The following is a 26,137-nucleotide window of genomic DNA, read 5'->3' as shown; positions in this document are numbered from 1 at the left end:
GCCATGCTATCGCTCGACTATGAAAAGCCTATATCGCTCGCAACCACGTTCGGCACACGTACCGCTTGCGTTGAACAGACCGATTGGAACGACTCGCGCGACGATTCCATGGCGCTGAGCGAACTCGAAAGCCGCGTCCGCCAAGGTCTGCGCTCGGGTGAGTTTCATCTCGTGTTTCAGGGGGCTTATCGCGCGGCAGGCGGCGCGCTGGCGCGCCTCGAAGCGCAGGTTCGATGGACGCATCCCGACTACGGGCTGCTGCTTCCCGGCATTTTCATGATGCCGCTCGAACACCCGCAGGTCGCGCTGGAGATGGCCTTGTTCGTCGTCGACGGCGTGTGCCGTGAACTGCGCGAGTGCCTCTCGTCGAAGATGGCGCTGCTGCCGGTCGCGATCACGGTGCCGGCGCAAGTAGCCGTGCTCGAATCGTTTGCCGACGACCTCACGCGCATCGCGCGATCGTATGGCGTGCCGGGCAACCTGCTTGAAATCGAAGTGCCCGATAGCGCAGACGCAGCACGTCTGCTGTCTTTGCGTACCTTGACGGCCGACCTTCGGTCTGCGGGAACCGGCATCTCGCTGGGCAAGTGGGGCAACGGCGCGTCTTCGCTCGCACTGCTCGGCGCAATCGACGTGGACACCGTCACGATCGCGCCTGAGCTGATGGCAGCGGTTCCACGCGATCCTCGCGCCTGCGTAGTGACGTCGGCGTTGCTGGATCTGCTGCATGCGCTTGACGTGCAGGTCGTGGTGAATGGTGTGGAGACCAAAGCACAGTTGCAATGGTTGAGCGCGTCATGGCCAGAAGCGTTAGTGCAAGGCTTCCTGTTCTCTCGCCCGAAGGCCGGGCTGGCGAATGTGCTGGCGCCAAGCCGCGACTCGTGACCACGGCAGAGGACGTTACGTAACGTCCTGCGTGCGATGTCGTTGAGGCGAGCACCGACTGCTCGCGGAAAATCGGCAACGGGCGCTATCGTCTGCTTCCACCGGCGACTGCTTGCCGGTGGTCAAAGAAGCTCATCGCCATCGTCACGCCGCTGAAGAATGGTGCGCTGCAATAGACGCACTCGACCGCATTCATAGCATAAACATCTTATTGAAACGCACGTGTGATCCTGGCGAACAGCCCGTTCCGCGCGATCCATTCTGCGTAGGCGCGATAGTCGGGATCGTTCATCAGATGCCGCTCCTCGGTTTTGGCGCGCATGAAATACAGCAGATTGACGCACGCCAGCGCGAAGCAGTGCGTGAGCGCGACTTGCCAGCCCATGGGTTCGATGAACGGCACCGAGACCATCCAGAACGAGAGGTTCTTCGTGATGTAGGCGGGATGCTTCGTGAAGCGATAAGGGCCCGACGTGATGATGCCGCGATTGGTCAAGTTCGAAAATCGCAATCCGAATGCGATGGTGGAAAGCGCGTAGCAGAAGACCAGGGCGATGATCACGGTGCCCCAGATGATTCGGACAATGGGCACGGATATCAGCCAGTTGTCCCAGAACATCGCGCCCTGGTAGTGCATGTACTGGGCCGAGATCAGCGACCAGAACGGCTGATAACAGAGAAGTGCAACCAGCCAGCCGAGCGTGGTCGGCTCCGCGCTGCGCACGTGAGTATCGAGAATGCGCAACGTGCACAGATAACCTACCGTGCCGAACATCAGGTCCATCGTGAAGGACAGGTCGTACATGAACCTGAACGTCGCCAGTGAGAACGGCGCGTTCATGGCGGTCGCAAGCGATGCGCCGATATGGTCCGCATCGGTGGAAAGATAGGTGATCATCAGCGGCAGGAAGAACGCTTTCACCATCCAGCCGGCGAGCATTTCACGCACGGGCTTCCAGTTGCCTGGGCGCTGCCCGAGGAATACGAGGCGGCCCCACAACATATAGGCATCGTCGACTTCGCGTTGACGCCTGTCCATCCACGCAAAGTAAAACGGCGCGGCCACGATCAGATACGGTGCGAGCGTGAGGATCAGAGACCAGAAGGGGTTATAGAACGTGCCGTGATACTCGGGCAAGAGCCAGTAGAGCACACCGATGCCGACATACACGGAAGCCAGCGCGGCAAGACGCAAACTCACACGCGCGACACTGAGCGGCCGAACCGCCTGACCGGTCAGTCCGGCGCTTGGGCGTAGATACACGCGTGCGACGAACAGCTCGTACAGGGCGATCGTCGCGATGATCGCGAGGCAGGCGGCGGTGCTGCGGCGCGCGCCATCCAGCGCGGTACTGTCGCGTAGCAGCCAGAGCGTTAGAAGGCCGACGGCGATGCCAAGCAGGCCGACGGAAAACGGCGTCGCCGAACGCGGCCGCTGCTCCTGCACGTGCGCTACGTTATCCAGAGTGGAGTTCATGTCATCCTCGTAGTCATGACATAGATAGCGGCCGGGCTTCTGATTTTTTAAGTCCCGACCGCTGTGCTGATTACCGCTTATTTACCTGCGACACCACCCAGCAATCCGGTGACGAGGTTCGTCACCGGCGCCAGCGGATTCGTGCTGGTCGAACCGCTCCCCGCACTGCCCGCGTTGCCGGTCAGGCCGGTCACGAGGCCCGTGACCGGCGCGAGCGGCGAGGCCTTACCGGATGATGCCCCACTCAGCGTCGAAGTCAGCGCCGTCACGAGACCGGTGACGGGCGCGAGCGGTGAGTTTTGGCCCGCGGCGCCACCCAGCGTCGAGGTCAACGACGTGACGAGACCCGTGACCGGTGCGAGCGGACCGCCGGCGCCTGAAGTGCCGCCGAGCGAACCCAGGTTGCCGAGAAGTCCGGTGACCGGCGCGAGCGGACTGCCGGCGCCAGAGGTGCCGCCGAGCGAACCCAGGCCGCCGAGGAGTCCGGTGATCGGCGCGAGCGGATTACCGCTGCTGCCGGTCCCACCGAGCGAACCGAGGTTGCCGATCAGGCCGGTCAGCGGCGGGATGCTAAGGCCGCTACCCGATCCACCCAGTCCGCCAAGCGGGCCCAGCAGGCCGGCGATCGGCGCCAACGGGTTGGTCGTCGCGCCCGTTAGCAGTCCGCCTGCGCTCGTGACCGTGTTGCCAAGCTGACTCACTACGCCGCCGACGTCTTTACCCACCTGATTACCCGTCGCGCCGGACACTTGCTGACCGGCCGAATCGAGTCCGTTGCCGATGGTGCCCAGCAAGCCGTTGAGCGGCGCGCCGAGGCCCGTGGTGTTGCCGATGGTCTGCGTCGTATTCGAGACGGCGAGGGTGATCGGGTTGATAACCGTGCTCAGTTGGGTTTCGACCTGTTGAACCGGCGCGCTGGTCAGCGCCGAGTTCAATCCCGAGCCAACTTTGACGACGCCGTCACCCACGCCGCCGACAACTGTACCCAAGGTCGACGTAACGGGTGCGAGCGGCGCAAGAGGCCCGGTTCCGAGACTCGTCACGACACCGCCGACCGCGGTAACGGCCGCGCCTGCATTGGTAACGAGACCCGATGTGGAGGTCAGGGTCGGGCCAAGCGGATTGGTCGAACTGCCCAGCGTGCCCAGACCTGCGGCCACGCCGTTGCCGAGCACGTTGACGCCGTTGCCGAGATCGGTGATGGCGGCGCCGAGATTCGCAGTCGTTGCGCCGTTGACGCCGGGGACTGAGGTGCCTGTGATCGTGGAACCCGTGTCGGCGATACCCGTGCCCACGGCAGTGACGACGTTACTGACTTGGGTGACGACGGTGCCGAGAGGGGTCGAGGAGGCGCCCGAGCTGCTGGAGCTGCTAGAACTGCTAGAACTGCTGGTACCGGAGCTGCTGGTGCCAGAGCTGGAACCAGAACTGGAGCCGGAGCTTGAACCCGAGCTGCCCGAAGTGCCGCCTAGTCCACCGCCACCAAGCCCGCTGGGCGTGTTAAGGGTCGATCCACAACCGTAGAGCGCGAGTAATGTAAATGTCGCGACAGCGATGGCTGCCCGACCGGTGAATTTTTGCATGATGTCCCCGTTGAACGACTATTGGCGGGGTTGACACTGCAAGTTGCGCGCCAAATGCGAGTTATGGCTTCATCTCGGTGATTCAGCGTATATATGGTTGAAGATATTATGATATGAAGAATTTACCGCATCAAAAACACGATTCAGCCTGAAGTGGTTGCGCCGTGTTCCACGTACATGCTACGTAACGCGTCCGGCGGGCGTAACGGCGCGGAGCCGCCGCCAAACACCGCAGCGATTCCCGCCCTCAATTACGCCCTTCGCCGATTAAAACGCAGCCGTATAGATCGCTAACGCATCGGCCTCAGTAACAGGCCGGGGGTTGTTCACCAGAAGCCGCGTTTGCAGCATCGCGTCGCTCGCCATCCGTTCGAGTCCGCTACGTTCGATGCCGACATCGCGCAACCGGGCCGGAATCGCGGTCGCGGCAATCATCTGTTCGAGCCGTTCGATCAACGCCTGCGTCCTGTTTTCGGCACTGCCCGTGATACCCGGCACGACCACGTCCGCGAGTTCCGCGTACAGATGCGCCGCGGCCTCGGCGTTGAACCGCAACACGTGCGGCAGCACAAGCGCATTCGAAAGACCGTGCGGGACGTGATAAATGCCACCGATCGGATACGCGAGCGCATGCACTGCGGCCACCGGTGAATTGGCGAACGCCTGGCCGGCGAACGCCGCGCCGAGCAGCATCGCTTCGCGCGCCGCGCGATTCTGGCCGTTCTCGCATGCGGGCAACAGATTGCGTGACAGAAGTTCGAGCGCCTTCACCGCCAGCATGTCGGACACCGGGTTTTTCAAATGCGCGGACGTGTACGCCTCGATCGCGTGAACCATCGCGTCGACGCCGGTTGCCGCGGTCGCGGCAACCGGCAGTCCGAGCGTGAGTTCCGCGTCGAGAATCGCCAGATCGGCGACCAGTTGCGGCGCGACCACGCCCATCTTCTTCGCCTCGCCCACCGTCACGATCGACACGGCCGTGACTTCGGAGCCGGTGCCTGCCGTGGTCGGCATCTGCACGAGCGGCAAACGCGACACGGTGATCTTGTTCACGCCGTACATGTCGGTGAGCGCCTGCTCTTGTTGCGGAGCCAGCACGGCGATCAGCTTCGCCACGTCCATCGACGAACCGCCGCCGAGTCCCAGCACGATCTCCGCGCCGGCTTCGCGTGCGCGCGCAGTCGCCTCGAGCACGATGTGCTCGGGCGGATCGGCGATCACGTCGTCGATCACGGTGGCATTCCAGCCGGACGCCGCGAGATCGGCGAGCGCCGGATTCAGCAGCCCACTCTGGTGAAGAAACCCATCCGTCACCACGCACAGGCGTGTGAGCGACGGAAATTGCGCGCGCAGCAAAGCGCCGAGACGGCGCGCTGCGCCAAATTCGACGACCATCGTCGGCACGGTTTGAAACCGGAATGCGTTCATCATTTCACCTGCAGGTCAGCACTGGCCATTGATTACTCCAGCAAGATCGGTACTTCAAACGTTCAGAATCCAGATTCCACCATTCGCTATCGCGGGTGGGCAGGCAGACGTCAGTTGTACCAGATTCGGATCGCTTTACTACAGGCACCAGGCGACCGTTGGCATTTAGCAGGAGTCGCATCGAACCGCTTGCTGCGTTGAGATCGTTTCTATTTTTCTCAGCCTTCTCGAAGCACTTCCCGAAATCACAAAACTCAGCGCGGCGAGTACCCAGACTCCGGCGCCGCCATAAAGCATCACCCAGCCAAAGCCGTCTATTAGCGCGGCGTGAACGGCAGTTCCGGATGGGTCCAGTGTAGCGAGTGCAGGGATTCCACGTCTGACCGCTTCGACGTCTCCTGCGGCAATCTTCTCCGCCAGTCGTCCGAGCGGGGCGGTGTCGAGCGTCGCAGGAAGTCGCGCCCTCAGATTGACCAGGATGCCGCCAACCAGGATCGCCCCCATCAACGCGATGTTGATCGCAAGCGTAATCATGCGCGCGCTCATATCGATCCCGGATGCCATGCCCGCCCGCTCCGCCGGAACCGCACCGGTCGTCGTATTGGTGACAGGCGTGTTGGTGAGGCCGAGGCCGGCGCCGGCGAGGATGCAACCCGGCAACATGGTCCACACGCCGGGATGCGGGACGTTGCTGCCGTATTTCATCAGCATGAAGCCAAGGCCGATCGTAAACAGGCCTGCAGGTATCGCGATTCCCGATCCATAACGCAGCGCAAGACGTTCACCGAGCGGCGGAAATAACAGTGTCGGCAGTGTGTACGCGAGTAGCGCAAGACCGGCGCTCACGCTGTCGTAGCCGAGGCCGATCTGGAAATAGATCGGCAGATAGATCATGAACGGCCAGAAGCTGAAGTTCATCCCCGCGGAGCCCATCAGCGCGCCGGAAAATTTCCGGATCCTGAATACGGAGAAGTCGAACATCGGGCGAGCACTGAGTCGCTCAGCGCATAGAAAAGCAATGAAGGCGACGGCCGTTGCCACCAGAATCAGGATCGCGCGAAGACTCGCGAAACCAAGATCCGAGCCCTGTGTGATGTAGTACGTGAGGCCGAACACCGCCAGCGAAAGCGTGACGATGCCGGCCACATCGAGCGTGTGCGCGTGCGGATCGCGCGACTCCCGGACGCCGCCGAAAACGAGCGTCAACGTGACAGCGGCAAGCAGCGCGTGGATCCAGAAGACCCATTGCCATCCCGATACCGCAACGATCATCCCGCCGATGATCGGTCCAAAACCAAGCCCGATACCTAGAATGATGCCCCACGCGCTGAAGGCCCGGACGCGCTCAGGTCCCTCGTTGAATTGATGCGAGAGCACGGCGACCTGGCATATCAGCATCGCGCCGCCACTCGCGCCTTGCAGCAAGCGCGCGACGATCAACGTCGGCACGCTCTGCGCGAAACCGCAGATCAGCGAGGTGAGGCCGAACAGCGCGATCCCGATGACGAAAATACGTCTGCGGCCGAATCGGTCCGCCAGCGCGCCGGTTGCCATCAGCACCGTCGTCACCCCGAGCGTGTAGGCATTCATGATCCACTGCATGCCCTTGAAGTCGCCATGCAGGACGCGCTCGAGCGTCGGCAGGATCACCGGCACGCTGGAGATTTCGAGGCCGAACATCAGTGAAGCCAGGCACACGGCGCCCAACGCCAAAGTGTTTTTGCGGATGGAGAAGCGAGCCGTCGATTGCGCGGCGTTGCTCGAAAGGGCGTCGGCTGCCCGCGTGTCCGACAAGCTTGATGGATGTTCTTCTGCGATAACCGTCTGGGAACCTTCGTCGTAGGACGGCGGCGCGTTTCTGGACCTGGACATAGGAATTCACCTCGATAGTCGATGGCTTTGGCCACCATGGATTGTGTAATATAGAGGGAATCTAAGTCCCTATTGACGCGAATAAATCCCGGAAATGCGTCCTCCATGGAACCAATAAGGTGAGGGTATGAGCGACATTCTCGACGGCGTGACAACGTTCGTGCGTGTGGTTGAGACGGGCAGTTTCGCGTTGGCTGCCGAACGCATGGACCTCACACGCTCGGCGGTCGGCAAAGTCATCGTGCGGCTCGAAAAGCGTCTCGGCGTGCGTCTGCTCAATCGCACGACGCGCAGCCAGAGTCTCACCGAGGCCGGGCAAGCGTATTACGACCGTTGCGTGCGCGCGCTGGCTGAACTCGAGGCCGCCGAAGCCGATCTGGACTCGGGGCGTCGCGAACCGAAAGGACGTCTGCGGGTAAGCGTACCGCAGGCCTTCGGTCATCATTGCGTGGCGCCGGTGCTGCTTGGGCTTGCGCGCAGGCATCCGCAATTGAAGATCGACATTTCGGTCGCGGACCGCTTTGTGGATGTCGTGGAAGAGGGCTTCGATCTCGTCGTGCGGATTGGCCCACTTGTCGATAGCGTGAGTCTCGCGGCGCGGCGGCTCGGTGTTCAGTATGCAAGTATTGGCGCCGCGCCGGCGTATCTGGCGCGCTGCGGCACGCCGGGCCGTGTGGCTGAATTCCACGGGCACACGATCATTGCTTATTCACGCAACGGGGTTATCGAGCAGTGGAATGTGCTCGATGTCGATGGGCAAATCCGCCGCGCGGATGTCGTGCCGCAGCTTAGCTTTGACGATATGCAGGGGATCGTGGATGCCGCGGTTGCGGGCTTCGGGCTGGCGTGGCTACCGAGCTGGCTGCTCGCGCGTTTTGAGGCAACAGGTCAGTTGCAGACCGTGATGGAGAATTGTTTTCGACCTTCACAGGAGATCAACGTTGTGTGGCCGAAGAGCCGGTATCTTGCGTTGAAGACGCGCTGCGCGATCGATGCGCTTGTCGCCGAGATTCCCGCGATGCTTGGAGCGCCCCCAGCGAACTGACGAGGAAACGCGCCCGGCTGCGGGCGCGTCTTCGTTCCTACGCAATGCTTAGAATTGCAACGTAGCGCTAGCCACGGCAGTTCGTGTCGGCGAAGGCGCCACGTAATAGCCCCACGCGGTGGTCCAGTAGCGGCGGTTGAACAGATTGTTGATCCCCGCGCGGAAAGTCACATCCTTGCCGGCGATTTTCGTCTGGTATCGGCCGCTCAAATCGTAAGTGACATAAGCCGGCACGAACTGTGTGTTGGCCGCGTCGACCGCCTGGTTGCCGACGTACTTGCCGCCGAACGCCAGCGTCAGCGGACGCAGATATGACGGGTTGTATTCGATCCGGCCGGTCACGGTGAATCTCGGCGCGCCATACACGCGCTTGCCTTCGACACTGGCGTCGTCCACGTCGACCGCCTTCGTGTCGAGCCACATCACGCCGCCCATCACGCGCCATTCGCTCGTCAGCGCGAGCCAGCCGCTTGCGTCGACGCCGGTATAGCGCTTCGTGCCGTCCTGCACGAAGATGTTGGCCGAGTTCGTATAGTTGTAGCCCTGATCGACACGGAACAGCGCAAGATTGGCGCCCCACTTGCTGTGGTCCGTCTTGAAGCCGACTTCGTACTGCTTGCTCTTCAGCGGGCCGAATGTGTCCGGGTAATTGAGGTTGGTGTTCGATGCCGCGCCACCCTGTTCCAACGATTCGACATAGCTCGCGTACACCGTCGAGTACGGGTCGGTCTTGAACATCAGCGCGAAGGTCGGCGTGACCGGATCCGCGCTGTACTGTGACGATACGGCGCCGCTCGTGTCGTACACATGCTCGCGGTATTGCGTGTAACGCACGCCGACCAGGGCGGACAGACGCGATGTGAGCTGCACCGTATCGCTCGCGTACACGGCGGCCTGCGTGGTGCGCTGCTGACGATAGAGATCCGAGCCGATGCTGACTTCATCGTTGGTCAACAGCGTGCTGTTGTACAGGTTGCCGTTGCCGAGGAAGTAGCCGTTATTCCAGCCTTCGCTGTTGCTGTACTCGCTGGTTTGCGTCTCGAAACCCGCGCCGATCACCACGTCGTGCCTGATGCTGCCGGTGTTGAATTTGCCCTGCACCATCGCGTCGACGTTCTGGTAGAAGTAACGCGTCATCGCCGCATAAAGCGTGTTCGAGTAGTTGCCCGCGTTATCGGTCACGAACAGGAAGCTGTCCGAATTGGTGCGGTTTTCTTTGGCGAAACGGTACTTCACGTTCGCATGCCAGTTCTCGGAGAGGCGGTAATCAAGCCCCGTGCCGAACGAAGCCATCTCGGTCTGATAGTAATTCTGCGGTTGCGTCAGCGCGTGGGTGACGGTGCTTGCGTCGGGAATGCCGAGGCCGCTGCCGAACATCAGGCCGAATAGCGTGCCGTTGGTTTTGCGCTTCTGATAGAAGGCGTCGGCGGTAAAGGTCAGGTCCGGCGTAATGCGGAAGTCGAACGCGAGCGAGGCTACCTGGCGGCGGATGTGACCGTGATCTTCCGCGGTGTTGCCGTCTTCGTTGACGAGGTTCAGGCGGTAGCCGAAGCGGTTGTCATTGCCAAAGCGGCCACCCAGATCGACCGCTTCGCTGAACACGCCAGCCGACTTGTAGCCGATCGAGATGCTGCGGTAGGGATCGTCGGTCGGGCGTTTCAGCACGTAATTGACGATGCCGCCCGGCGAACCGAAGCCATACATGAAACCGGACAGACCCTTGAGCAATTCGACCTGCTCGAACGGCTCGAGCGAGAGATCGGTGTCCCACGAGGGGAAGGTCTGGCCGTCGACCTTGATGCTGTTCAGCGTGTCGATCGGCATGCCGCGCACGGTGAATATCGCGTTTTCGCTGATGGCGTTTTCGCTAATGGCCGATACCGCCGGGTCGTACTTGAACAGATCGTTGGCGGTTGCCGCCATCAGGTCCTGCGCCTCGTCGCTCGTCACCACGCGCGTCGAAAACGGCGTGTCGACCTGTTTGCGCGAGCCCAGTGCGCCGGCGCTGACGGTGTCGGCCTGCGCCACGGTTGTGTCTTTCGTTGCCGACACACTCACCGCAGGCAGGGTGGCGGCCGTGTCGCTTGCCGCGACCTGCGCCCATCCCGAGGACGACAGCGTAGACAACGATAAGCCGACGCTGACGAGGAGCCCCGCACTGAGTAGCGACGGAGCACGGCGGTGGCCGCGCAAAAAGGTTGGGCGCGCTGGGCGTCCTGCGACAAATGAATTCTGCATGTTGTTTGAGTTAGGCAGCGTGACGCCGCCGCGCACCAAAGATGTGCGAAACGGCCAGTTTCGAGCGAGTGGTTGTTAAACGGATGGTTCAAACTGCGACTTCATACGAATGGTAATGCATCTGATTCGCATTAACAATCGCTAGTTTCGCATCGCAAGTCATCTATAAGACATCTGTCTTAAGGCATAGGGCATTCGGCTCAAAGCCTTATCTGGCGGGGCTTGACCCTGTGCGGGGCGTGGCGGCGGCATGTTTGTTTCGCAGCGAGTACTGGAAAACACGCATATACTCACGGTCGGGCCGTAAAAAGTAGTGCCGTGGGTCGCGCTGCGTTCTTGCTGCTTTGTCGCCACCCCGCGGCTCAGCGCCACCAACGCTCTGTCTAACACTTCACCAAGCAAAGCATCAAACATGTCCACATCGCCGAAGATCATCTACACCCTGACCGACGAAGCGCCTGCTCTGGCGACTTATTCGCTGCTGCCGATCGTCAAGGCGTTCACGCGCTCGTCCGACGTGATCGTTGAAACGCGCGATATCTCGCTTGCCGGCCGGATCATCGCTGCATTCCCGGACTACCTGACCGCGGAACAGAAGGGTTCCGACGATCTGGCGGAACTGGGTGGACTCACCACGCGTCCGGAAGCGAACATCGTCAAGCTGCCGAACATCAGCGCATCGGTACCGCAACTGAAGGCCGCGATTACCGAGCTGCGCGATCAGGGCTTCAAGCTGCCGCCCTATCCGGATGTGGCGAATACCGACACTGAAAAAGACGTCAAGGCGCGTTACGACAAGATCAAGGGCAGCGCGGTGAACCCGGTGCTGCGCGAAGGCAATTCGGATCGCCGCGCGCCGTTGTCGGTGAAGAACTACGCACGCAAGCACCCGCACAAGATGGGCGCGTGGAGCGCGGACTCGAAGTCGCACGTGGCGCACATGAGCGGCGGCGATTTCTACGGCAGCGAAAAATCGGCGCTGATCGCAGCAGCCGGCGCCGTGAAGATCGAACTGATCGCCGCCGACGGTTCGGCGAAGGTCCTGAAAGAAAAGACGGCCGTGCAAGCGGGCGAGATCATCGACGCTTCGGTGCTCTCCAGGAACGCGCTGCGCAGCTTCATCGAAGCAGAAATCGCTGATGCGAAGAGCAAGGGCGTGCTGTTCTCGGTGCACCTGAAAGCGACCATGATGAAGGTGTCGGATCCGATCATCTTCGGTCACGTGGTCTCGGTGTTCTACAAAGACGTGCTGACCAAGCACGCTGACGCGCTGGCGCAAGCCGGCTTCAACCCGAACAACGGTATCGGCGACCTGTACGCGCGCCTGAAGGATTTGCCGGAGCAAACGCGTGAAGCGATCGAAGCCGACATCAAGGCTCAATACGCGCAACGCCCGCAACTGGCCATGGTCAACTCGGACAAGGGCATCACCAGCCTGCACGTGCCGAGCGACGTGATCGTCGACGCTTCGATGCCGGCCATGATTCGCGAGTCGGGCAAGATGTGGGGCGCGGACGGCGCATTGCATGATGCCAAGGCGGTGATTCCGGACCGTTGCTACGCCGGCGTCTACCAGGCAGTGATCGAAGACTGCAAGAAGAACGGCGCATTCGACCCGGTCACCATGGGCACGGTGCCGAACGTCGGCCTGATGGCGCAAGCCGCTGAAGAATACGGTTCACACGACAAGACGTTCCAGATTCCGGCGAACGGCGTGGTGCGCGTGACCGACGCAGCCGGTACGGTGCTGATCGAGCAGGCGGTTGAAGCGGGCGACATCTGGCGCATGTGCCAGACCAAAGATGCACCGGTCCAGGATTGGGTCAAGCTCGCGGTGAACCGCGCACGCGCCACCAACACGCCGGCTATTTTCTGGCTGGACGCAGCGCGCGCGCACGACGCCCAGATCATCAAAAAGGTCGAGCAATACCTGAAGGACCACGACACCAGCGGTCTGGATATCCGCGTCATGACGCCGGTTGAAGCGACCAGGTTCTCGATCGAACGCATCCGCGCCGGCAAGGACACGATCTCGGTCACCGGCAACGTGCTGCGCGACTACCTGACCGACCTGTTCCCGATCATGGAACTGGGCACCAGCGCGAAGATGCTCTCGATCGTCCCGCTGATGGCTGGTGGCGGCATGTTCGAAACGGGCGCTGGCGGTTCGGCGCCGAAGCACGTTCAGCAACTGGTCGAAGAAGGTTTCCTGCGTTGGGACTCGCTCGGCGAATTCCTGGCGTTGGCGGCTTCGCTTGAACACCTGAGCGGCGCGTATCACAACCCGAAGGCGCAGGTTCTGGCCAAGACGCTGGACCAGGCAACGGGCAAGTTCCTCGACAACGACAAGTCGCCGGCGCGCAAGATTGGCGGTATCGACAACCGCGGCAGCCACTTCTACCTGGCGATGTACTGGGCGGAGGCACTCGCTGCGCAAACCGAAGACGCTGCCTTGCAGGCGCAGTTCGCCGGCGTGGCGAAGGCGATGGCCGACAACGAAGCGAAAATCATCGAAGAGCTGGGTGCAGCGCAAGGCAAGCCGGTGGATATCGGCGGTTACTACCGTCCGAATGTCGAACTGACGAGCAAGGCCATGCGCCCGAGCGCCACGCTGAACAAGATTGTGGACGCGGTCGCTTAATGGTCGGAATGACGTGCTGAGTGAGGTGCCGAATGAGGTACTGAGGCCGTTGCTCAAAGTACCGAAGCAGGCCCTGAAGTAAGCAGCAAACAAGACGATGGCGCTCCTCAGGAGCGCCATCGTCGTTTCTACGCATACGTGAGTGGCGGTCATGCCTGCCCTCACACGTGAACGATTTCCCAATCGCTGAGTTTTTCTGGAATGTCGAGCGTCGACGTGTCGATTTCGGTCAACTGCGGGCAGGTCAGGCCGCGTGCGACTTCATCGGCTGCCTGTTGCGGGCTGGAAAATTCACCGAGCGTCTCGTTACCGTAGGTTGCCTCCCAACCGCCCTGGCCCGGCAAAATGTAGAACGCTCCCTGGGTCGATCCAAAGCGAAAGCCTTTCATTTTTAGTCTCCCAATTGCCATTTAAAAACCGCTGCGCCGCGGCGGCTTCATGTATGGAGCGGGGGGACACACTGCCACTGCGTTTTCGTCCCGTCTATTTTGCTGCACCACATGAAGCGCCGGCTCTTGTAAAAGAGTCTACGTCAGCAGGTCACGGCGCAAGGGGCTGTTAGACGGTTCATTCGATCAAAAAATATCGTTTAAAAATAAAGGCTTGTTGTCGTAATTTTGCGATGTGCAACGTGGGGCGGCATTGCGAAATGGCGAATTTGTGCCACGCACCACGATTTTTTACGAAGCAAGGGCTCATGCCACATCGTGAAATTTTGGCGGGTTGGCCAAATAGTGGGGCAGGGCGCATTCGGGGCAGAGCGCGGTTGCGCCCGTGATCGTTCTGTTCAGGAAAGAACCTGGCCTAGAAACGCTAGCAGCACGCGGTTGAACTCATCCGGCCGTTGCAGCGGGGCGAAATGGCTCACGCCAGGCAAAAGAATCAACTTCGCGCCGGGAATGGTGCGGGCGAGATAGTCGGCGTGTTCCGGCTTGATGAATTCGTCGTGCTCGCTCTGGACGATCGCAACCGGCACTCGAATCCCGGCCAGATCGCGCGCGGAGTAGTTGGGCTGGGTTCTCATCATTTCGCTGACCGCGCTGACAAATGCGTCGAAGTCGTCCGGCGTTGCCGAGAGTTGCGCATAGTCTTTGGCATGCCTTCCGAAGCAGCGATCGATGATCGGCGTCGGCACGAATTTCTTCGTCCCGCTCGGATCCATGTTGCAGCCGAAGAAAAACACGCCTGCAACCCGCTCCGGCACCTGGCGGGCCAACACCAGGGCCACGCACGCGCCGTCGCTCCAACCGGCTATAGCGGCCCGGTCGAGCTGCAGCGTGTTCATCACGGCCAGCACGTCGGAGGCCATCAGCTCGTACATATAGGGACGCGCATCGCGGGTGCTGCGGCCATGGCCGCGGCTGTCGATGACCACCACGCGATGCCCCGAGCCGACCAGCGCCGGGACCTGATAGCCCCAGTTGCCGCTGTGCCCCAGACCGCCATGCAGCAGGATCACCGGTTTGCCGGTCCCATAGGACGCGTACCAGATTCGCGCGCCTTCGTGCTCGACGTAGCCGTAGTCGTTCGAGACCGGCAGCGGGGCTGCGCCATGGGCTTCGAAATGGGTGAGGTCGTCGTCGTGGGATTGCATGAGGGTGCCTTCCTGGTGAGCTCAGTAACGCAAGGATCCACCAGGTTGCTAGCGCCGCCACCAGAAAATCAACAAAGCTACGAATTTTCGCGCCTGGACGGTGGATGGGCGGCGTCTTTCGGCAGCGGTGTGTCCTGCTTACTGATGAGTCTGACCGAGCCCATGTTGCGCTGGCGCATTCGCATTGCCGCCCGTCGTGGGCACCGCGACTTTTCTCCCCGGCGCCGGAAATACAACCAGCATCAACACGACCCCGGCCAGCAGCACCACCGCCAAGCCAATCAACCCATATTGCGCACTGCCGGTCTGCGTTTTGACCCAGCCGACAAACGCTGGACTCACAAACCCACCCGTGCCGCCGAGACTCGTGATCATCGCAATACCGCCCGCGGCCGACGAGCGCGGCAGGAAGGTCTGCGGAATCGTCCAGAACACGACAAACGAGCCGTACGATGCAGCCGCCGCGAGCGCCAGCAAGCCAACACCGAGCGCGACGTTATGGCCGGCGGCAGGCAGCAACGCGAACGCCAGCGCGGTCACGCAGGCGCTTGCCGCGACATGCCAGCGCCGTTCCATGGTCCGGTCGGAACTGGCGCCCACCACATAGGTGCCGAGCGCAGCCGCGATGAAAACAAGCGCCGACAACAGTCCGACATCCAGCACATTCGCGACGCCCATGTCGCGGATGATGGTCGGTGCCCAGAAGCCGATCGCGTTGAACGGCATCATCACCGCGAAATAGACGAGTGCCGCGAAATACACGCGCGGGTTCGCGAGCGCGCCGCGCAGTCCGTCGAGATGACCGGTTTGCTTGGTCTTCTCGTCGGCGGCGAGTTCACTCGACACCAGCGCTTTCTCGCGCGCGTCGAGCCAGCTCACGTCTTCCGGCCTGTCGCCGAGCATGAGGAACGCAATGATGCCGAGTGTGACGGCCGGCACGCCTTCTAGAAGAAACAGCCATTGCCAGCCCGGCAAGCCGCCGACGCCGGCAAGCCGCGTCATGATGAACCCGGACATCGGCCCGCCGATGATCCCGGCCACCGCGGTCGCCATCATCAGAAATGCGGTCACGCGTGCGCGCCGCGCGCCGGGAAACCAGCAGCTCAGATAGAAGATGATGCCGGGGAAGAAGCCCGCTTCGGTCACGCCGAGCAGGAAGCGCATCGCATAGAACTGCGTCGGCGTGCGCACGAACATCATCAGACTCGACACCAGCCCCCACGCGAACATGATGCGCAACAGCGTGCGGCGTGCGCCGACGCGCTGCATCCACAGATTGCTCGGGACTTCGAACAGCACGTAGCCGATGAAGAAAAGCCCCGCGCCCAAGCCGTAAGTCGACTCCGAGAAGCCGAGGTCGTGCATGAACTGCAGCTTGGCGAAGCTGATGTTGACGCGGTCGATATAGCTGATCACGTAGCAGAGAAACAGCAACGGAATCAGCCGGAAAAAGATCTTGCGGTAAGTGCGTTCGACCTCGACGGGCGTGAGGTTGTCCGTGGTCGATGTGCCTGAATGCGAATAGCCGTGCATGATGGTCTCGCGAAGAATGCCAACTGCGGTGGGTGTCGCTGCGCATGTTGCGATGCATATTGCGGCGCGCGGTGCATAGCACTGTATATAGCGCGGCAAATCAGCGACGTCCGATCTCAAAGCGGCCCGGCACCGCTTCACTATCCGTCCACGACATCTCGAGCACAATGCTCGCTTTCGTGCATGCCGTCGGCGGCGTTGACGGAGCCGGCTGCATTCGCGGCGCGCGGCAGGCAGCGCGCCAGCGCATCGCCGGCACGTACGCCCTTGCCGGCTGGCAGCACGAAAAGCGGATTGATATCCAGCTCCTTCAGGCTCGCTTGCTGGTCGAGCGCCATGGTGGAGAGCGCGACGATCGTCTCGACGAGGGCCTCGATATCACCAGGCGGTTTGCCGCGCGCACCGTCGAGCATCGCGAAGGCGCGCAATTCGCGGATCATCGCGTGGGCGTCGGCGTGCGTGACCGGGGCCAGCCGGAACGCCACGTCCTTCAGCACCTCGGCATAGATCCCGCCTAGACCGCACATCACAGCCGGTCCGAACGTCGCATCGTTCTCTATGCCGACGATCATCTCGATCGCATCGCGGATCTCTTCCTGCACCAGCACGCCTTCGATTCGCGCGTGGGGCACATGGCGGCGCGCATTCGCGATGATTTCGTCGAAGGCATCGGCAAGCGCCACTTCATCGCGGATGCCGACTCGTACTGCGCCGGCTTCCGTCTTGTGCGGAATGTCGGGCGATTGCACTTTGATGACGAGCGGAAAGCCGATCGACCGCGCGATGGCGCATGCTTCGTCGCTGTTGTGCGCGAGCGCGCTCCTGGGCGTTTCGATGCCGTAATCGCGCAGCAACGACTGCGAGGCATGTTCGGTCAGGTCGCCCTGACTGACAGCCAGCAGCGCGCGAGCTTGCTCTGCATCGTATTGCGGACGTGCAAGCGGTTCTGCACTACGCGCCGCCGCACGCATCCGCTGCGCCTGCGCATAGTCCGACAACGCCGCGAACGCGCGACCGCAACGCACGGGCGTCGCATACAGCGGTACGCCATGCGTTTCGATCATTTCGTATGCGCCGGCGGCCATGTCGCGGCGGGCGTTCCAGGCGAGCATCATCGGCTTGGTCGTGGCGTCGTAGACGCGCACGATTGCCTCGGCCATCACGCGCGCGACTTCTCCGCTCGCGGCGGCAGCCATGATCGCGATCGCGTCGATGTTCGGATCGTCGGCAATGATCTGCAGTGCGTCGGCAAAAATCCTCGGCTCGGCGAGAATGCCCGCCGTGAGATCGATCGGATTGTTCAACGAGGCGAACGCGGGAACGATCGGTTTGAGCCGTTCGAGCGTATCTGCCGACAACGCGGGCACGGACATGCCACGTTCGGCACAGGCATCGGTGATCAGAATGCCGGCGCCGCCCGAGAGCGTGACGACCGCGATCCGGTTGCCGCGCGGCAGGCGTTTGGCTTCGAACGCCTTGGCGTAGTCGCCGAGATCCGCGACATCGGTGACTTCGATCACGCCGGTCTGACGGAAAGCCGTGCGATAGAGCGCGGATGCGCCGCCCAGATTCGCCGTGTGCGACGTGGCTGCTTTGGCGCCGTCGGCGGTGTTGCCGACTTTCCACGCGAGCAGCGGTTTGCCGGCGTCGAGCGCGCGGTTGGCCACGTCGACGAGGCGCCGCGCATCCTTCAAGCCTTCGATATACGCGGCAATCAACGACGTTTGCGGGTCCGCGATACAGGCATCGACGAGATCGAGCAGGCTGACGTCGGCCTCGTTGCCGGTGGTGATGAAATGGCGCAAGCCGATGCCGAGTTCGTCGGCCATCAGCAGCAACGCGCAGCCGAAGCCGCCGCTTTGCGAAATCAATGACAGGCCCCCACGCCGGTAATCGACGCCGAACGGTGCGCCGAATCCGGCGTAGACGCCGGCGCCCGTGCTGACGAATCCCTGGCAGTTCGGGCCGATCACGCGGATGCCGAACGCCTGCGCGACTTCCGCGCATTCGCGCTGCAGCGCGGCGCCGGCTTCGCCCGCTTCCGCGAATCCGGAGCTGTAGATGATCGCGAAGCCGATACCTTTTTCGCCGCATTGGCGCAGCATGTCGGGAACGCGACGCGCCGCGACGAGGATCAGCGCGAGATCGGGCGTAGCCGGTAACGCGGCGATGCTGCCGTGGCACGCCACGCCGGCAATCTCGGCGTACTTCGGATTCACCGGATACAGCGCGCCTTGATACCCGTGCTGTATGAGAAAGCGCATCGGCTGGCCGCTGATCGACTTCGGATCGTTCGAGGCGCCGATGACTGCGATCGAGCGTGGATCGACGAGCCGTCGAATGTCGAGCGTGTTTGCAGCGTGCGCGGTGGTGTTCATAAGGGCGCTCATGCGGCACGCGCAGCGTCGGCGTGAACGCTGTCCTTCTGTTTCGTCTGATCCCGTTCAGCCGCGCGCCGCAGCGTAATCTTCGCGATGTTCAACTGATGAATCTGCGTGGTGCCCTCATAGATGCGGAACGCGCGCACGTCGCGGTAGAACCGCTCGACCGCATTGCCCGCGAGATAGCCGCGTCCGCCGAGCATCTGAACCGCGCGGTCCGCGACGCGTCCGCACATCTCCGAGGCGAACATCTTGCACATCGACGCTTCCAGCGCGACGTCTTCGCCTGCATCGCGTTTGCGGGCGGTTTCGAGAATCATCGAGCGCGCGGCGAAGATTTCGGTCTGGCATTCGGCGATCAGCGCCTGCACGAGCTGGAACTCGGCTACGGGCTTGCCGAACTGCTCGCGTTTCGATGTGTACGCAACGGCTTCGTCGAGCATCCGCATTGCCGGGCCCGTGCACAGTGCGGCCAGGTGAATGCGCTGCTTGTTCAATACCTTCATCGCGGTACGGAAGCCTTGACCTTCGACACCGCCGATCAGATTGGCCGCGGGCACGCGGCACGCATCGAACACTACGTCACCGACCGGCGAGCCCGCCTGGCCCATCTTGTCGTAAGGCGCGCTGGTGGAGAGGCCTGGCATGCCACGTTCGACGAGAAATGCGGAAATGCCACCGGCGCCGGGCGTGGCAGGATCGGTGCGGGCCATCACCGTGAACAGGTCCGCGATCGGCGCGTTGGTGATGAAGCACTTGCTGCCATCGAGGACGTAGTGACCACCGTCGCGCCGCGCGGTCGTGCGCAACGCGGTAGCGTCAGAGCCGGCGTCCGCTTCGGTCAGCGCGAAAGCGCCGGTCAATTCGCCCGAAGCGAGACGCGGCAGATAGCGCTGCTTCTGGTCGTCGGTGCCATCGGCGACGAGCGCTTCCGAACCGATGCCGGTATTCGTGCCGACCCGCGCGCGAAATGCCACCGAGGCCTGCGAAAGCGCGAATGCGCCGCGCACGAGTTGCTCCGTGGACAGTCCTGCACCGCCGAAGTCGCGTGGAATGCTCCAGCCGAAATAGCCGAGTTCGCGCATGCGTTCGACGAGATCCGCCGGTACGGCATTCGCCTGCTCGATTTCGTTTTCGCGCGGAATTGCTTCTTCACGGACGAAACGCGCGACGTCGGCGAGCATCGAGTCGAAATGCGAGGGGTTGCTGGTCATGCTTGTCTCCGTCATGTGAGTCGATTTATGACTGCACTATCGAAGATTTACAGGTCGCCGGCGTCATTTGTTCGACTCTGCAGAACAGAGTTTGGATATGCTGAACAGGAGGCGCAAAATTGGCTATCTGAAGGGAGGCGACCATGGCAGCCCACAACAAGCTTCCCGAAGCCACGGCGCTGGCAAGCGACTATCTGGATTCGAAGGCGCGCTACGTGCCCGACGAATTCGACGGCGACCGGCAATTCGCCACCACGTTGGCGCGCGGCCTCGACATCCTGCATTGCTTTACGCCGCGCGAATCGCAACTCGGCAATGCCGAACTGGCGGCGCGCACCGGCATGACCAAGGCCACCATCTCGCGCTTCACCTACACGTTGACGCGGCTCGGCTACCTGCGTGTCAATCGCATGAACAACAAGTTTCAGCTCGGCTCGGCCGTGTTGTCGTTGAGCTATCCGTTGCTCGCGAGCCTGAGTGTCCGGCAGATCGCGCGGCCGTCGATGAAGGACCTGGCCGATCAGATTCGCGGTTCGGTCTCGCTTGGCATGCGCGACCGGCTCAATGTCGTGTATCTGGAAAGCAGCCGCAGCACGACGCCTTTGGGGTTGCCGGCGGATATCGGCCTGAGCTATCCGATCGTGCGAACCGCGATGGGCCGCGCGCTGCTCGCCGCGCTGCCGGCAGAGCGGCGCGAGGCGCTCTGCAACGAGATCGCGGTGAAGTCGCCGAATGAATGGAATACGTTTCGCGAGCGCGTGATGAGCAGCATCGATTACTTCTATGAGCGTGGGTTCTGCGTCTCGTACGGAGACTTGCGACGCGAAGTCCACGCCGTCGCGGTGCCGATGAAACCTTCGGCCGATGGCGAGATTCTGGTGTTCAACTGCGGCGTGCCGTCTTATCTGCTGAAGGAGAATCAGCTCGAAGGGGACATCGGGCCACGGCTGGTTTCGATGGTGCGGAGTATTGAAGGGGCGATGGGGATTTATTAGCGGAGGGCGCTTGCGCAGATTCGACGCCACCAGAAACAAACCCGGCGCTCAGTTATTCCCCCCAGCAAGGAATACATAGTTCTGTAACGCTGAGCGGAATTCACTTCGAACACCCCTCTTGAAGGGGTGTTTTTTTGCCTTTCAGATGTTGAAGCTATACCGTGCGATGGCATCGTATGTATAATCCGCGCCTTTTTATGTATGGCGAGAATAGCTTGCGCAGAGTTGGAGATGTAGTCGTGATCCCGCGTGTCGTCGAGGCTCCACCGCGTGGCCCGTCCCGCGATGTCGCTTTGTTCAATCCGCTGACCGACCGCTTCACATGTTTGTGACGGTCAAGGCGCGCATACATACCGATTGGACAGGCGTGTACGCGGAACTTCCGGTGGTATTGACGCCAGCGGGTATCTTGGAGCCGCTGCTCGACTACTACCTCTTTCGTAGTCACGACCGCAGCTTGGCATGGATGACCAAGGTAACCCGGTCCGTCCGGATGTTTCTTGAATACCTACAGTCCAATCCGGCGGAGCGCGATACTTATCGTCTGTTCCAGAACTTCGCCCAGAGGCTCTACACCGGCACGTTTGATCGGGCCACCGGCCTTGACCCCAGTGGCTTGTGCTGGGCGCCACGTTCACCGCGAGATGCGTCGCACATCATCACGCATCTCTCCGACTTTTTTGATTGGCTTGGGGAAGTGCGCCCTGAGACTGCCGCAGTGAATCCCCGCTATGCAGGCGGGGCTTTCGACCGGCAAACCGATGAGGCTGCATACCAGTACCGACGCAGCAAGGCGTTCCTTGGGCATATATGGGCGGCGAACTCGTCCTCCGCCCAGGCTGCATATCGCGTGCGAAGCCGACGCGCTCCGAATGTCGAAAAAGGCGATCCGCCGGCCTTCCCTGAGGAGCGCTTTGAGGAATTACTGCTGAAGGGTTTCTGCGCGGGTGGTCGTTATGACTATCGAAGCATGCTCATCACATTGCTGTTACACGGGGCGGGGTTTCGCGAATCCGAGCCTTTCCATCTCTTCATCCCCGACGTGTTTCCAGATCCAGCCAATCTGAAGCAGGCCAAGGTCCTGATTCACCATCCAAGCTACGGCTCCGCGCCTGCCGATTGGCGCGACAAACTTGGACGCCCGCGTAGAGGCAGCAGGGCGGAGTATCTCGCCCACCAGTTTGGCCTGGTGCCACGTACCGATCTGATGGATCGGCGGCACGCCGGCTGGAAGGGCGGCACCCATGACGCCGCGTACTACAAGCAAGCGTACTGGTTTCTGCCCGAGTATGGCGAGTGGTTCCTGCAACTCTGGCACCGCTATCTCGAGCAGGTCGCACGCGTCGAGCGTGGCCACCCCTTCGCCTTCATCAACCTGAACCGCGAGCCCGTCGGCGCCATGTACACGCTCACCCAGTACAACAAGGCCCATGCCGCAGCGTGCGAGCGCATCGGGCTCACGGTGAGCAAGGCGCTGGGCACAACGCCACACGGACACCGTCACGCCTACGGCCGGCGCCTTCGCAGCGCTGGCATCGACAAGACGCTCATCCGCCGCTTCATGCATCACGCCTCGCTGGAGAGCCAGGAGGTCTATACGCAGGCGAATACCCGAGAGGCACTGGCTGAGCTGGAGGCGGCCGCGCAGCGATTGCGGGACAGGCACACCGGGACACCGTCCGCGTCCGGCCTGTTGCTGCCTGGCATCGAACTCAACGACTGAGGAACCCTTATGGCCGAAAAGAAGAAAGCGTATGCGCCCAAGGCACCTGCCACTCAAGCTCGCAACGGGAAAGGAGTGAGCCGCGACACGGATACCAACTTAGGCTGGGTCGAGCGCGACTATCCGCAGCTCTCAGCCTGGCGCGCGCTAGCAGTGGAATGGTTGAAGGGAGAGACAACGAACGTGGGTGACAAACTGCTCGGGTTGGTGGCGTTCGTGGAGCGCTACCTAATCCAGCAGGGGCTACCGCTCGACCCGGCATCTTTCCTGGCGTGCACCACCGTCCTGCCTGAGTTCTACCGGACAGCCTGCCCCGATTCCCTGAAAGGTATCAAGTACAACAACTACATCCACGCCTTCCTGCACTTCGTGCTGCTGCGCGAGTTCAGCGAAATCGACGACCACGGCCGGCCGGTGGTCTCGCCGGCGTTTCGCAACCCCGTTTCCCGGATGTCCAATGGCGGTCTGCCGAAGCGCGACGAGAGCGTGCATTCGCCGCTGCCCTATGGTTACATCGACGAACTGCGGCAGATGCTCGCGGCGGGACCGCACTTCCGGGACTGGCAGTGGGCGCAGGCCGCCTTGGGCGTGGAAATCGGCCAGCGTGGGCGCGGTGCACCCGACTGGTTCGAAGTGGCCAAGGCACAGATAGACCGGAACGACCCGGACTGCGTGTGGCGCGAGCGGCCCCTCAAGAACGGAACTCGCTTGGAGATGTGGAGCCCGGTGCGGTGGGTTGCCCTGCTCGTGAAGCTCATCCTGCCGCTGCGCACCTTCCAGGTCCGCATGCTTGATTCGGGTGAAGCCGATACCTGGCGCTACGCGGCGGGCAACTGGTCATTGAATCCGAGCCGGCTCGCTCAGGGCAGTGAACGCCAGCCGCTGCAACAGGGCGTGTTTCGCCGCAATGACCCGCTCGCCGACGTCGGGGCGGTCTCGACAGTGCTCTACATCAACACCAACAAGACCGCCGACATCACCAAGTCCGGTTCCGAGAAGGGCTACGTGCTGCCGTGGTCCTTTGGCGGGCCGGTGCATCAGGATGTCTTCTACTGGCTGGAGAAGCTGCGCAACTGGCAGGCGAAGTACAACCCCGTCTCGCGGCGGACGTCCTGGACGGAACTCGATGGTCGTCACATGAAGGCAAAGAGCGAGGTGCAACTGGCGGGCTACCCGGATACCTGCTTCCTCTTCAGGATACCGGAGGCGGGAGACGGCGAACGTCATCGGCCTATCCGGAACAGGGGGCTGGACAGCTGCTGGTTCTCGCTGCTGGAAGCACTGGAACTGCGGCTGGCCGACCGAGGTGAAACCCATCACAACGGAGCGGCGATACGTTTCCTCCCGCCGCCGGAAGAACAGAACAATGGACTGACGACCCTCTTCCCCCTGCACAGCCTGCGCGTATCCCTCATCACCGCGCTGGCGCTCGAAGGCCAGGTGCCGTTCCCTATCCTGCAGAAACTCGTCGGCCACAGCCGCCTGCTGATGACCCTCTACTACACCAAGCCCGGCGCGACGCACATCCGCGACGTGCTGCTCGGTGCAGCGGAGCGGCTGGAAATGAACAAAGAGGCGAGCATCCAAAACTTCCTGCTCGACACCGAGCACGACGAGTTGCTGCAAAAGGCCATCTGTAACAGCGTGCCCATCCTCGCCGCCGCCGTCCCGCAGCATCCGGCCGCGCGCAACCCGGCGGGCTGGATGCCCATGCACCACGGCCTGTGTCTCGTCGGCGGCAACACCAGCGAGGTCGAGGATAACAGTGTTGTGGGTGGCTGCTACAACGGCGGCTCGAACATTGGCTCACTCTCGGCTCCCAAGTATGGACCTGTTCCGGGCGGCAGCCGCAACTGCGTGCGCTGCCGCTGGTTCGTGACCGAGCCGCACCACCTACCGGCGCTCGTTGCCCAGTTCAACACGCTCGCCTATCACTTCGACGAGGCGCGCAACGCCTGTCTCGCGCACGAGAACACGCTGCAAGACCTAAAGAGGCAAAAGGCGGACGCCGAGGATGCTGGCCAGCCATTCTCCAGGCTCGACGCCTGCCGGCAGGCTGAGCGGGTGTGGGAGAGCGCCATAAAGCGCTTCAGCGACCTCGCCGAAGACCTGGTGGCCTGCTGGCGTCTCATCGAACGCTGCAAGGCGGCGCTCGACGCGCCGCAAGGCTCCGGCACGGAGTTGGTGGCCGCCGGCACGGGGGGCGACGTACAGGTCGCCTTCGAGGAAACGGAGTCGGAGCTGCTGCAACTTGCGGGCGTCTGCGAAAACGTCGAGGTCTACCCCGACCTCGAACCGGGAAAGGCGGTGTTCCGCCGTAGCCAGTTGCTCGACGCGGTGCTCTACCGCGACGACCTGCCGCCCGTGTTCATGCTGTTGAGTGAACAGGAGCAACTGCTCGCCGGCAACGCCTTCCTGCGCCGCCTTGCCCAGCAGATGAACCCGGAGAATCCCGCGTTGGGCCAGCGCCAAGTCATTCGCCTGATGGATGCAGGCTTGAGCCTCAGCCAGCACTTCGACCTAGACCTCACCTCACTTCTGCCTCCTGCCCACCCCGCTGGACGTCAGGTCCTCTCAGGAGATGAAGCATGAATGGTGCGACCGACATCCACCCGGACGCGGTGCTGGAGTCGCTGCTCGCCAAGGGCGGGCGCTCAAACCGGCGCACAAATCTGGCAAAGATGCACGATCTCTGCCGCAGGCAGCACGAGACGGGCTCGCGCGACTTCTCTCTGCCGGCCGTCGGGCGCCTGGCAGAAGCCGAAGGCATCATGAAGGGGCGTGCCCTCTACAACGCCCAGTCGACGGACTACAAGGCACTGATTGAAGCCTGGGCCGCCTACGTCGGGCCACCCGAGCCCAAGCCGCCGAAGACGCTCGCGAGCCACGAATACCTGATGCGCATCGAGGACCCGGCGATCCGCTCCATCATGCAGGCCATCATTGCTGAGCGCGACAAGCTCAAGGCGCAGCTCAACGTGCTGAAGGCCAACACCCAGGTGACTGTGGACCGGCGCCCGCTGGGCGCGACGATCACAGCCGCGCCCGGAGCGCCGCCGGTGACCGTACTTGCCAAGGCCGCGCAGCTCACGCCTTCCGAGCGCGAAGCCTTGTGGAAAGCGGTGTCAGCCGATTACCTCGAGGAACGGGGACTGCGGGAAGGCAGCCACGGCGAAATCGTCAACGCGCGCGGCCGGACAGTGTTTGAGGTGGGGTTCGCGCGGGCGATTCGAAAAGTGCTTGCGTAGGCAAAGCAAAAATTAAAGGGGAACAACATGAGTGTGGCTTATTACCTTGCCTGCATTGAATCTAGGCAGTATGTGTGGGTCGGGGCACTAGGTTCGAACTGCCAAGCAATGCCGGAAGGGCAAGCCGGCGCGATATCGCGATTTGCGCTGGCCCATCGTGGCAAGCCGCTGGTTGTGGTGAGTGATACCCATCCTATCCTTGATGATGGCAAGGAGTGGGAGGCGTCGCTTGGGGAATAACAGGCTCAAAGGGAACGCCACCAAACCCCCTGACGTACGA

The 26,137-nt window shown here is 62.1% G+C and carries 18 protein-coding genes; 8 read left to right on the top strand and 10 right to left on the bottom strand.

The features are described 5' to 3' along the window. Positions 1-3: 3 nt before the first annotated feature. Positions 4-885: an EAL domain-containing protein gene (locus P3T25_RS01515; RefSeq protein ID WP_429357298.1), complete on the top strand. Its 882-nt coding sequence runs from the start codon at positions 4-6 to the stop codon at positions 883-885. Positions 886-1,093: 208 nt separating this feature from the next. Here P3T25_RS01515 and P3T25_RS01510 read toward each other — a convergent pair whose 3' ends face one another. From P3T25_RS01510 to P3T25_RS01495, 4 genes are all read right to left on the bottom strand, one after another. Beyond that, entirely contained in the window at positions 1,094-2,362 is a 1,269-nt protein-coding gene (locus P3T25_RS01510; protein WP_171925916.1) for an isoprenylcysteine carboxylmethyltransferase family protein, read from the bottom strand. Positions 2,363-2,439: 77 nt separating this feature from the next. Continuing rightward, on the bottom strand, positions 2,440-3,945 hold the full coding sequence (locus tag P3T25_RS01505) for a collagen-like triple helix repeat-containing protein (RefSeq protein WP_429357297.1): 1,506 nt from the start codon (positions 3,943-3,945) through the stop codon (positions 2,440-2,442). Between the two features lie 267 nt (positions 3,946-4,212). Next, on the bottom strand, positions 4,213-5,373 hold the full coding sequence (locus tag P3T25_RS01500; protein ID WP_171925918.1) for an iron-containing alcohol dehydrogenase: 1,161 nt from the start codon (positions 5,371-5,373) through the stop codon (positions 4,213-4,215). Between the two features lie 165 nt (positions 5,374-5,538). Further along, complete coding sequence (locus P3T25_RS01495) at positions 5,539-7,053, bottom strand: MFS transporter (RefSeq protein ID WP_233464954.1); 1,515 nt, start codon at positions 7,051-7,053, stop codon at positions 5,539-5,541. 319 nt (positions 7,054-7,372) lie between these two features. On the opposite strand from P3T25_RS01495, the gene P3T25_RS01490 reads away from it, so the two are divergent. Further along, a complete protein-coding gene (locus P3T25_RS01490; protein WP_171925920.1) occupies positions 7,373-8,290 on the top strand; it encodes a LysR family transcriptional regulator in 918 nt (305 codons plus the stop codon). 48 nt (positions 8,291-8,338) lie between these two features. Here P3T25_RS01490 and P3T25_RS01485 read toward each other — a convergent pair whose 3' ends face one another. Beyond that, positions 8,339-10,528, bottom strand: coding sequence for a TonB-dependent siderophore receptor (locus P3T25_RS01485; protein WP_429357296.1), 2,190 nt, complete (start codon positions 10,526-10,528; stop codon positions 8,339-8,341). 412 nt (positions 10,529-10,940) lie between these two features. On the opposite strand from P3T25_RS01485, the gene P3T25_RS01480 reads away from it, so the two are divergent. After that, positions 10,941-13,169: an NADP-dependent isocitrate dehydrogenase gene (locus P3T25_RS01480; RefSeq protein ID WP_154562711.1), complete on the top strand. Its 2,229-nt coding sequence runs from the start codon at positions 10,941-10,943 to the stop codon at positions 13,167-13,169. A 161-nt stretch (positions 13,170-13,330) separates the two neighbouring features. Here P3T25_RS01480 and P3T25_RS01475 read toward each other — a convergent pair whose 3' ends face one another. From P3T25_RS01475 to P3T25_RS01455, 5 genes are all read right to left on the bottom strand, one after another. Next, a complete protein-coding gene (locus P3T25_RS01475; RefSeq protein ID WP_154562709.1) occupies positions 13,331-13,558 on the bottom strand; it encodes a hypothetical protein in 228 nt (75 codons plus the stop codon). 398 nt (positions 13,559-13,956) lie between these two features. Beyond that, positions 13,957-14,763, bottom strand: coding sequence for an alpha/beta fold hydrolase (locus P3T25_RS01470; protein ID WP_154562708.1), 807 nt, complete (start codon positions 14,761-14,763; stop codon positions 13,957-13,959). A gap of 138 nt (positions 14,764-14,901) precedes the next feature. After that, positions 14,902-16,296 carry an MFS transporter gene (locus P3T25_RS01465; protein ID WP_154562707.1) on the bottom strand — a complete coding sequence of 465 codons (1,395 nt, stop codon included), beginning with the start codon at positions 16,294-16,296 and terminating at the stop codon, positions 14,902-14,904. 140 nt (positions 16,297-16,436) lie between these two features. Then, complete coding sequence (locus tag P3T25_RS01460; RefSeq protein WP_154562706.1) at positions 16,437-18,674, bottom strand: acetate--CoA ligase family protein; 2,238 nt, start codon at positions 18,672-18,674, stop codon at positions 16,437-16,439. An 8-nt stretch (positions 18,675-18,682) separates the two neighbouring features. Next, the gene (locus P3T25_RS01455; protein WP_154562705.1) at positions 18,683-19,891 is read right to left on the bottom strand and encodes an acyl-CoA dehydrogenase family protein; all 1,209 of its coding nucleotides are present in this window, start codon (positions 19,889-19,891) and stop codon (positions 18,683-18,685) included. A 143-nt stretch (positions 19,892-20,034) separates the two neighbouring features. Between P3T25_RS01455 and P3T25_RS01450 the strand changes: the two genes are divergently transcribed. From P3T25_RS01450 to P3T25_RS01430, 5 genes are all read left to right on the top strand, one after another. After that, the gene (locus P3T25_RS01450; protein ID WP_171925924.1) at positions 20,035-20,886 is read left to right on the top strand and encodes an IclR family transcriptional regulator; all 852 of its coding nucleotides are present in this window, start codon (positions 20,035-20,037) and stop codon (positions 20,884-20,886) included. A 322-nt stretch (positions 20,887-21,208) separates the two neighbouring features. Next, positions 21,209-22,609, top strand: a complete 1,401-nt coding sequence (gene gmtY / locus P3T25_RS01445) for a gamma-mobile-trio recombinase GmtY (RefSeq protein WP_154567796.1) — start codon at positions 21,209-21,211, stop codon at positions 22,607-22,609. Between the two features lie 9 nt (positions 22,610-22,618). Further along, positions 22,619-25,201: a gamma-mobile-trio integrase GmtZ gene (gene gmtZ / locus P3T25_RS01440; protein WP_154567794.1), complete on the top strand. Its 2,583-nt coding sequence runs from the start codon at positions 22,619-22,621 to the stop codon at positions 25,199-25,201. After that, a complete protein-coding gene (gene gmtX, locus P3T25_RS01435; RefSeq protein WP_429357295.1) occupies positions 25,198-25,857 on the top strand; it encodes a gamma-mobile-trio protein GmtX in 660 nt (219 codons plus the stop codon). The genes gmtZ and gmtX overlap by 4 nt, the downstream gene beginning before the upstream one ends. A 27-nt stretch (positions 25,858-25,884) precedes the next feature. Then, positions 25,885-26,097, top strand: coding sequence for a hypothetical protein (locus P3T25_RS01430; protein WP_266262263.1), 213 nt, complete (start codon positions 25,885-25,887; stop codon positions 26,095-26,097). Positions 26,098-26,137 lie beyond the last annotated feature (40 nt).

The organism is Paraburkholderia sp. GAS32 (genome assembly GCF_050434225.1).
GTDB classification, from domain to species: domain Bacteria; phylum Pseudomonadota; class Gammaproteobacteria; order Burkholderiales; family Burkholderiaceae; genus Paraburkholderia; species Paraburkholderia madseniana.
Note: the sequence above shows the minus strand (reverse complement) of the source record. Positions and strands in the feature narration are given on the sequence as shown.

What these genes read in the sequence shown, in the direction of transcription:
- P3T25_RS01490 (WP_171925920.1), top strand. Translation starts at nt 7,373, where the DNA reads ATGAGCGACATTCTCGACGGCGTGACAACGTTCGTGCGTGTGGTTGAG.
- P3T25_RS01500 (WP_171925918.1), bottom strand. Translation starts at nt 5,373, where the DNA reads ATGAACGCATTCCGGTTTCAAACCGTGCCGACGATGGTCGTCGAATTT.
- P3T25_RS01465 (WP_154562707.1), bottom strand. Translation starts at nt 16,296, where the DNA reads ATGCACGGCTATTCGCATTCAGGCACATCGACCACGGACAACCTCACG.
- P3T25_RS01485 (WP_429357296.1), bottom strand. Translation starts at nt 10,528, where the DNA reads ATGCAGAATTCATTTGTCGCAGGACGCCCAGCGCGCCCAACCTTTTTG.
- P3T25_RS01450 (WP_171925924.1), top strand. Translation starts at nt 20,035, where the DNA reads ATGGCAGCCCACAACAAGCTTCCCGAAGCCACGGCGCTGGCAAGCGAC.
- P3T25_RS01505 (WP_429357297.1), bottom strand. Translation starts at nt 3,945, where the DNA reads ATGCAAAAATTCACCGGTCGGGCAGCCATCGCTGTCGCGACATTTACA.
- gmtY (WP_154567796.1), top strand. Translation starts at nt 21,209, where the DNA reads ATGTTTGTGACGGTCAAGGCGCGCATACATACCGATTGGACAGGCGTG.
- P3T25_RS01455 (WP_154562705.1), bottom strand. Translation starts at nt 19,891, where the DNA reads ATGACCAGCAACCCCTCGCATTTCGACTCGATGCTCGCCGACGTCGCG.
- P3T25_RS01480 (WP_154562711.1), top strand. Translation starts at nt 10,941, where the DNA reads ATGTCCACATCGCCGAAGATCATCTACACCCTGACCGACGAAGCGCCT.
- P3T25_RS01495 (WP_233464954.1), bottom strand. Translation starts at nt 7,053, where the DNA reads ATGTTCGGCCTCGAAATCTCCAGCGTGCCGGTGATCCTGCCGACGCTC.
- P3T25_RS01515 (WP_429357298.1), top strand. Translation starts at nt 4, where the DNA reads ATGCTATCGCTCGACTATGAAAAGCCTATATCGCTCGCAACCACGTTC.
- P3T25_RS01510 (WP_171925916.1), bottom strand. Translation starts at nt 2,362, where the DNA reads ATGAACTCCACTCTGGATAACGTAGCGCACGTGCAGGAGCAGCGGCCG.
- gmtZ (WP_154567794.1), top strand. Translation starts at nt 22,619, where the DNA reads ATGGCCGAAAAGAAGAAAGCGTATGCGCCCAAGGCACCTGCCACTCAA.
- P3T25_RS01460 (WP_154562706.1), bottom strand. Translation starts at nt 18,674, where the DNA reads ATGAACACCACCGCGCACGCTGCAAACACGCTCGACATTCGACGGCTC.
- P3T25_RS01470 (WP_154562708.1), bottom strand. Translation starts at nt 14,763, where the DNA reads ATGCAATCCCACGACGACGACCTCACCCATTTCGAAGCCCATGGCGCA.
- P3T25_RS01475 (WP_154562709.1), bottom strand. Translation starts at nt 13,558, where the DNA reads ATGAAAGGCTTTCGCTTTGGATCGACCCAGGGAGCGTTCTACATTTTG.
- P3T25_RS01430 (WP_266262263.1), top strand. Translation starts at nt 25,885, where the DNA reads ATGAGTGTGGCTTATTACCTTGCCTGCATTGAATCTAGGCAGTATGTG.
- gmtX (WP_429357295.1), top strand. Translation starts at nt 25,198, where the DNA reads ATGAATGGTGCGACCGACATCCACCCGGACGCGGTGCTGGAGTCGCTG.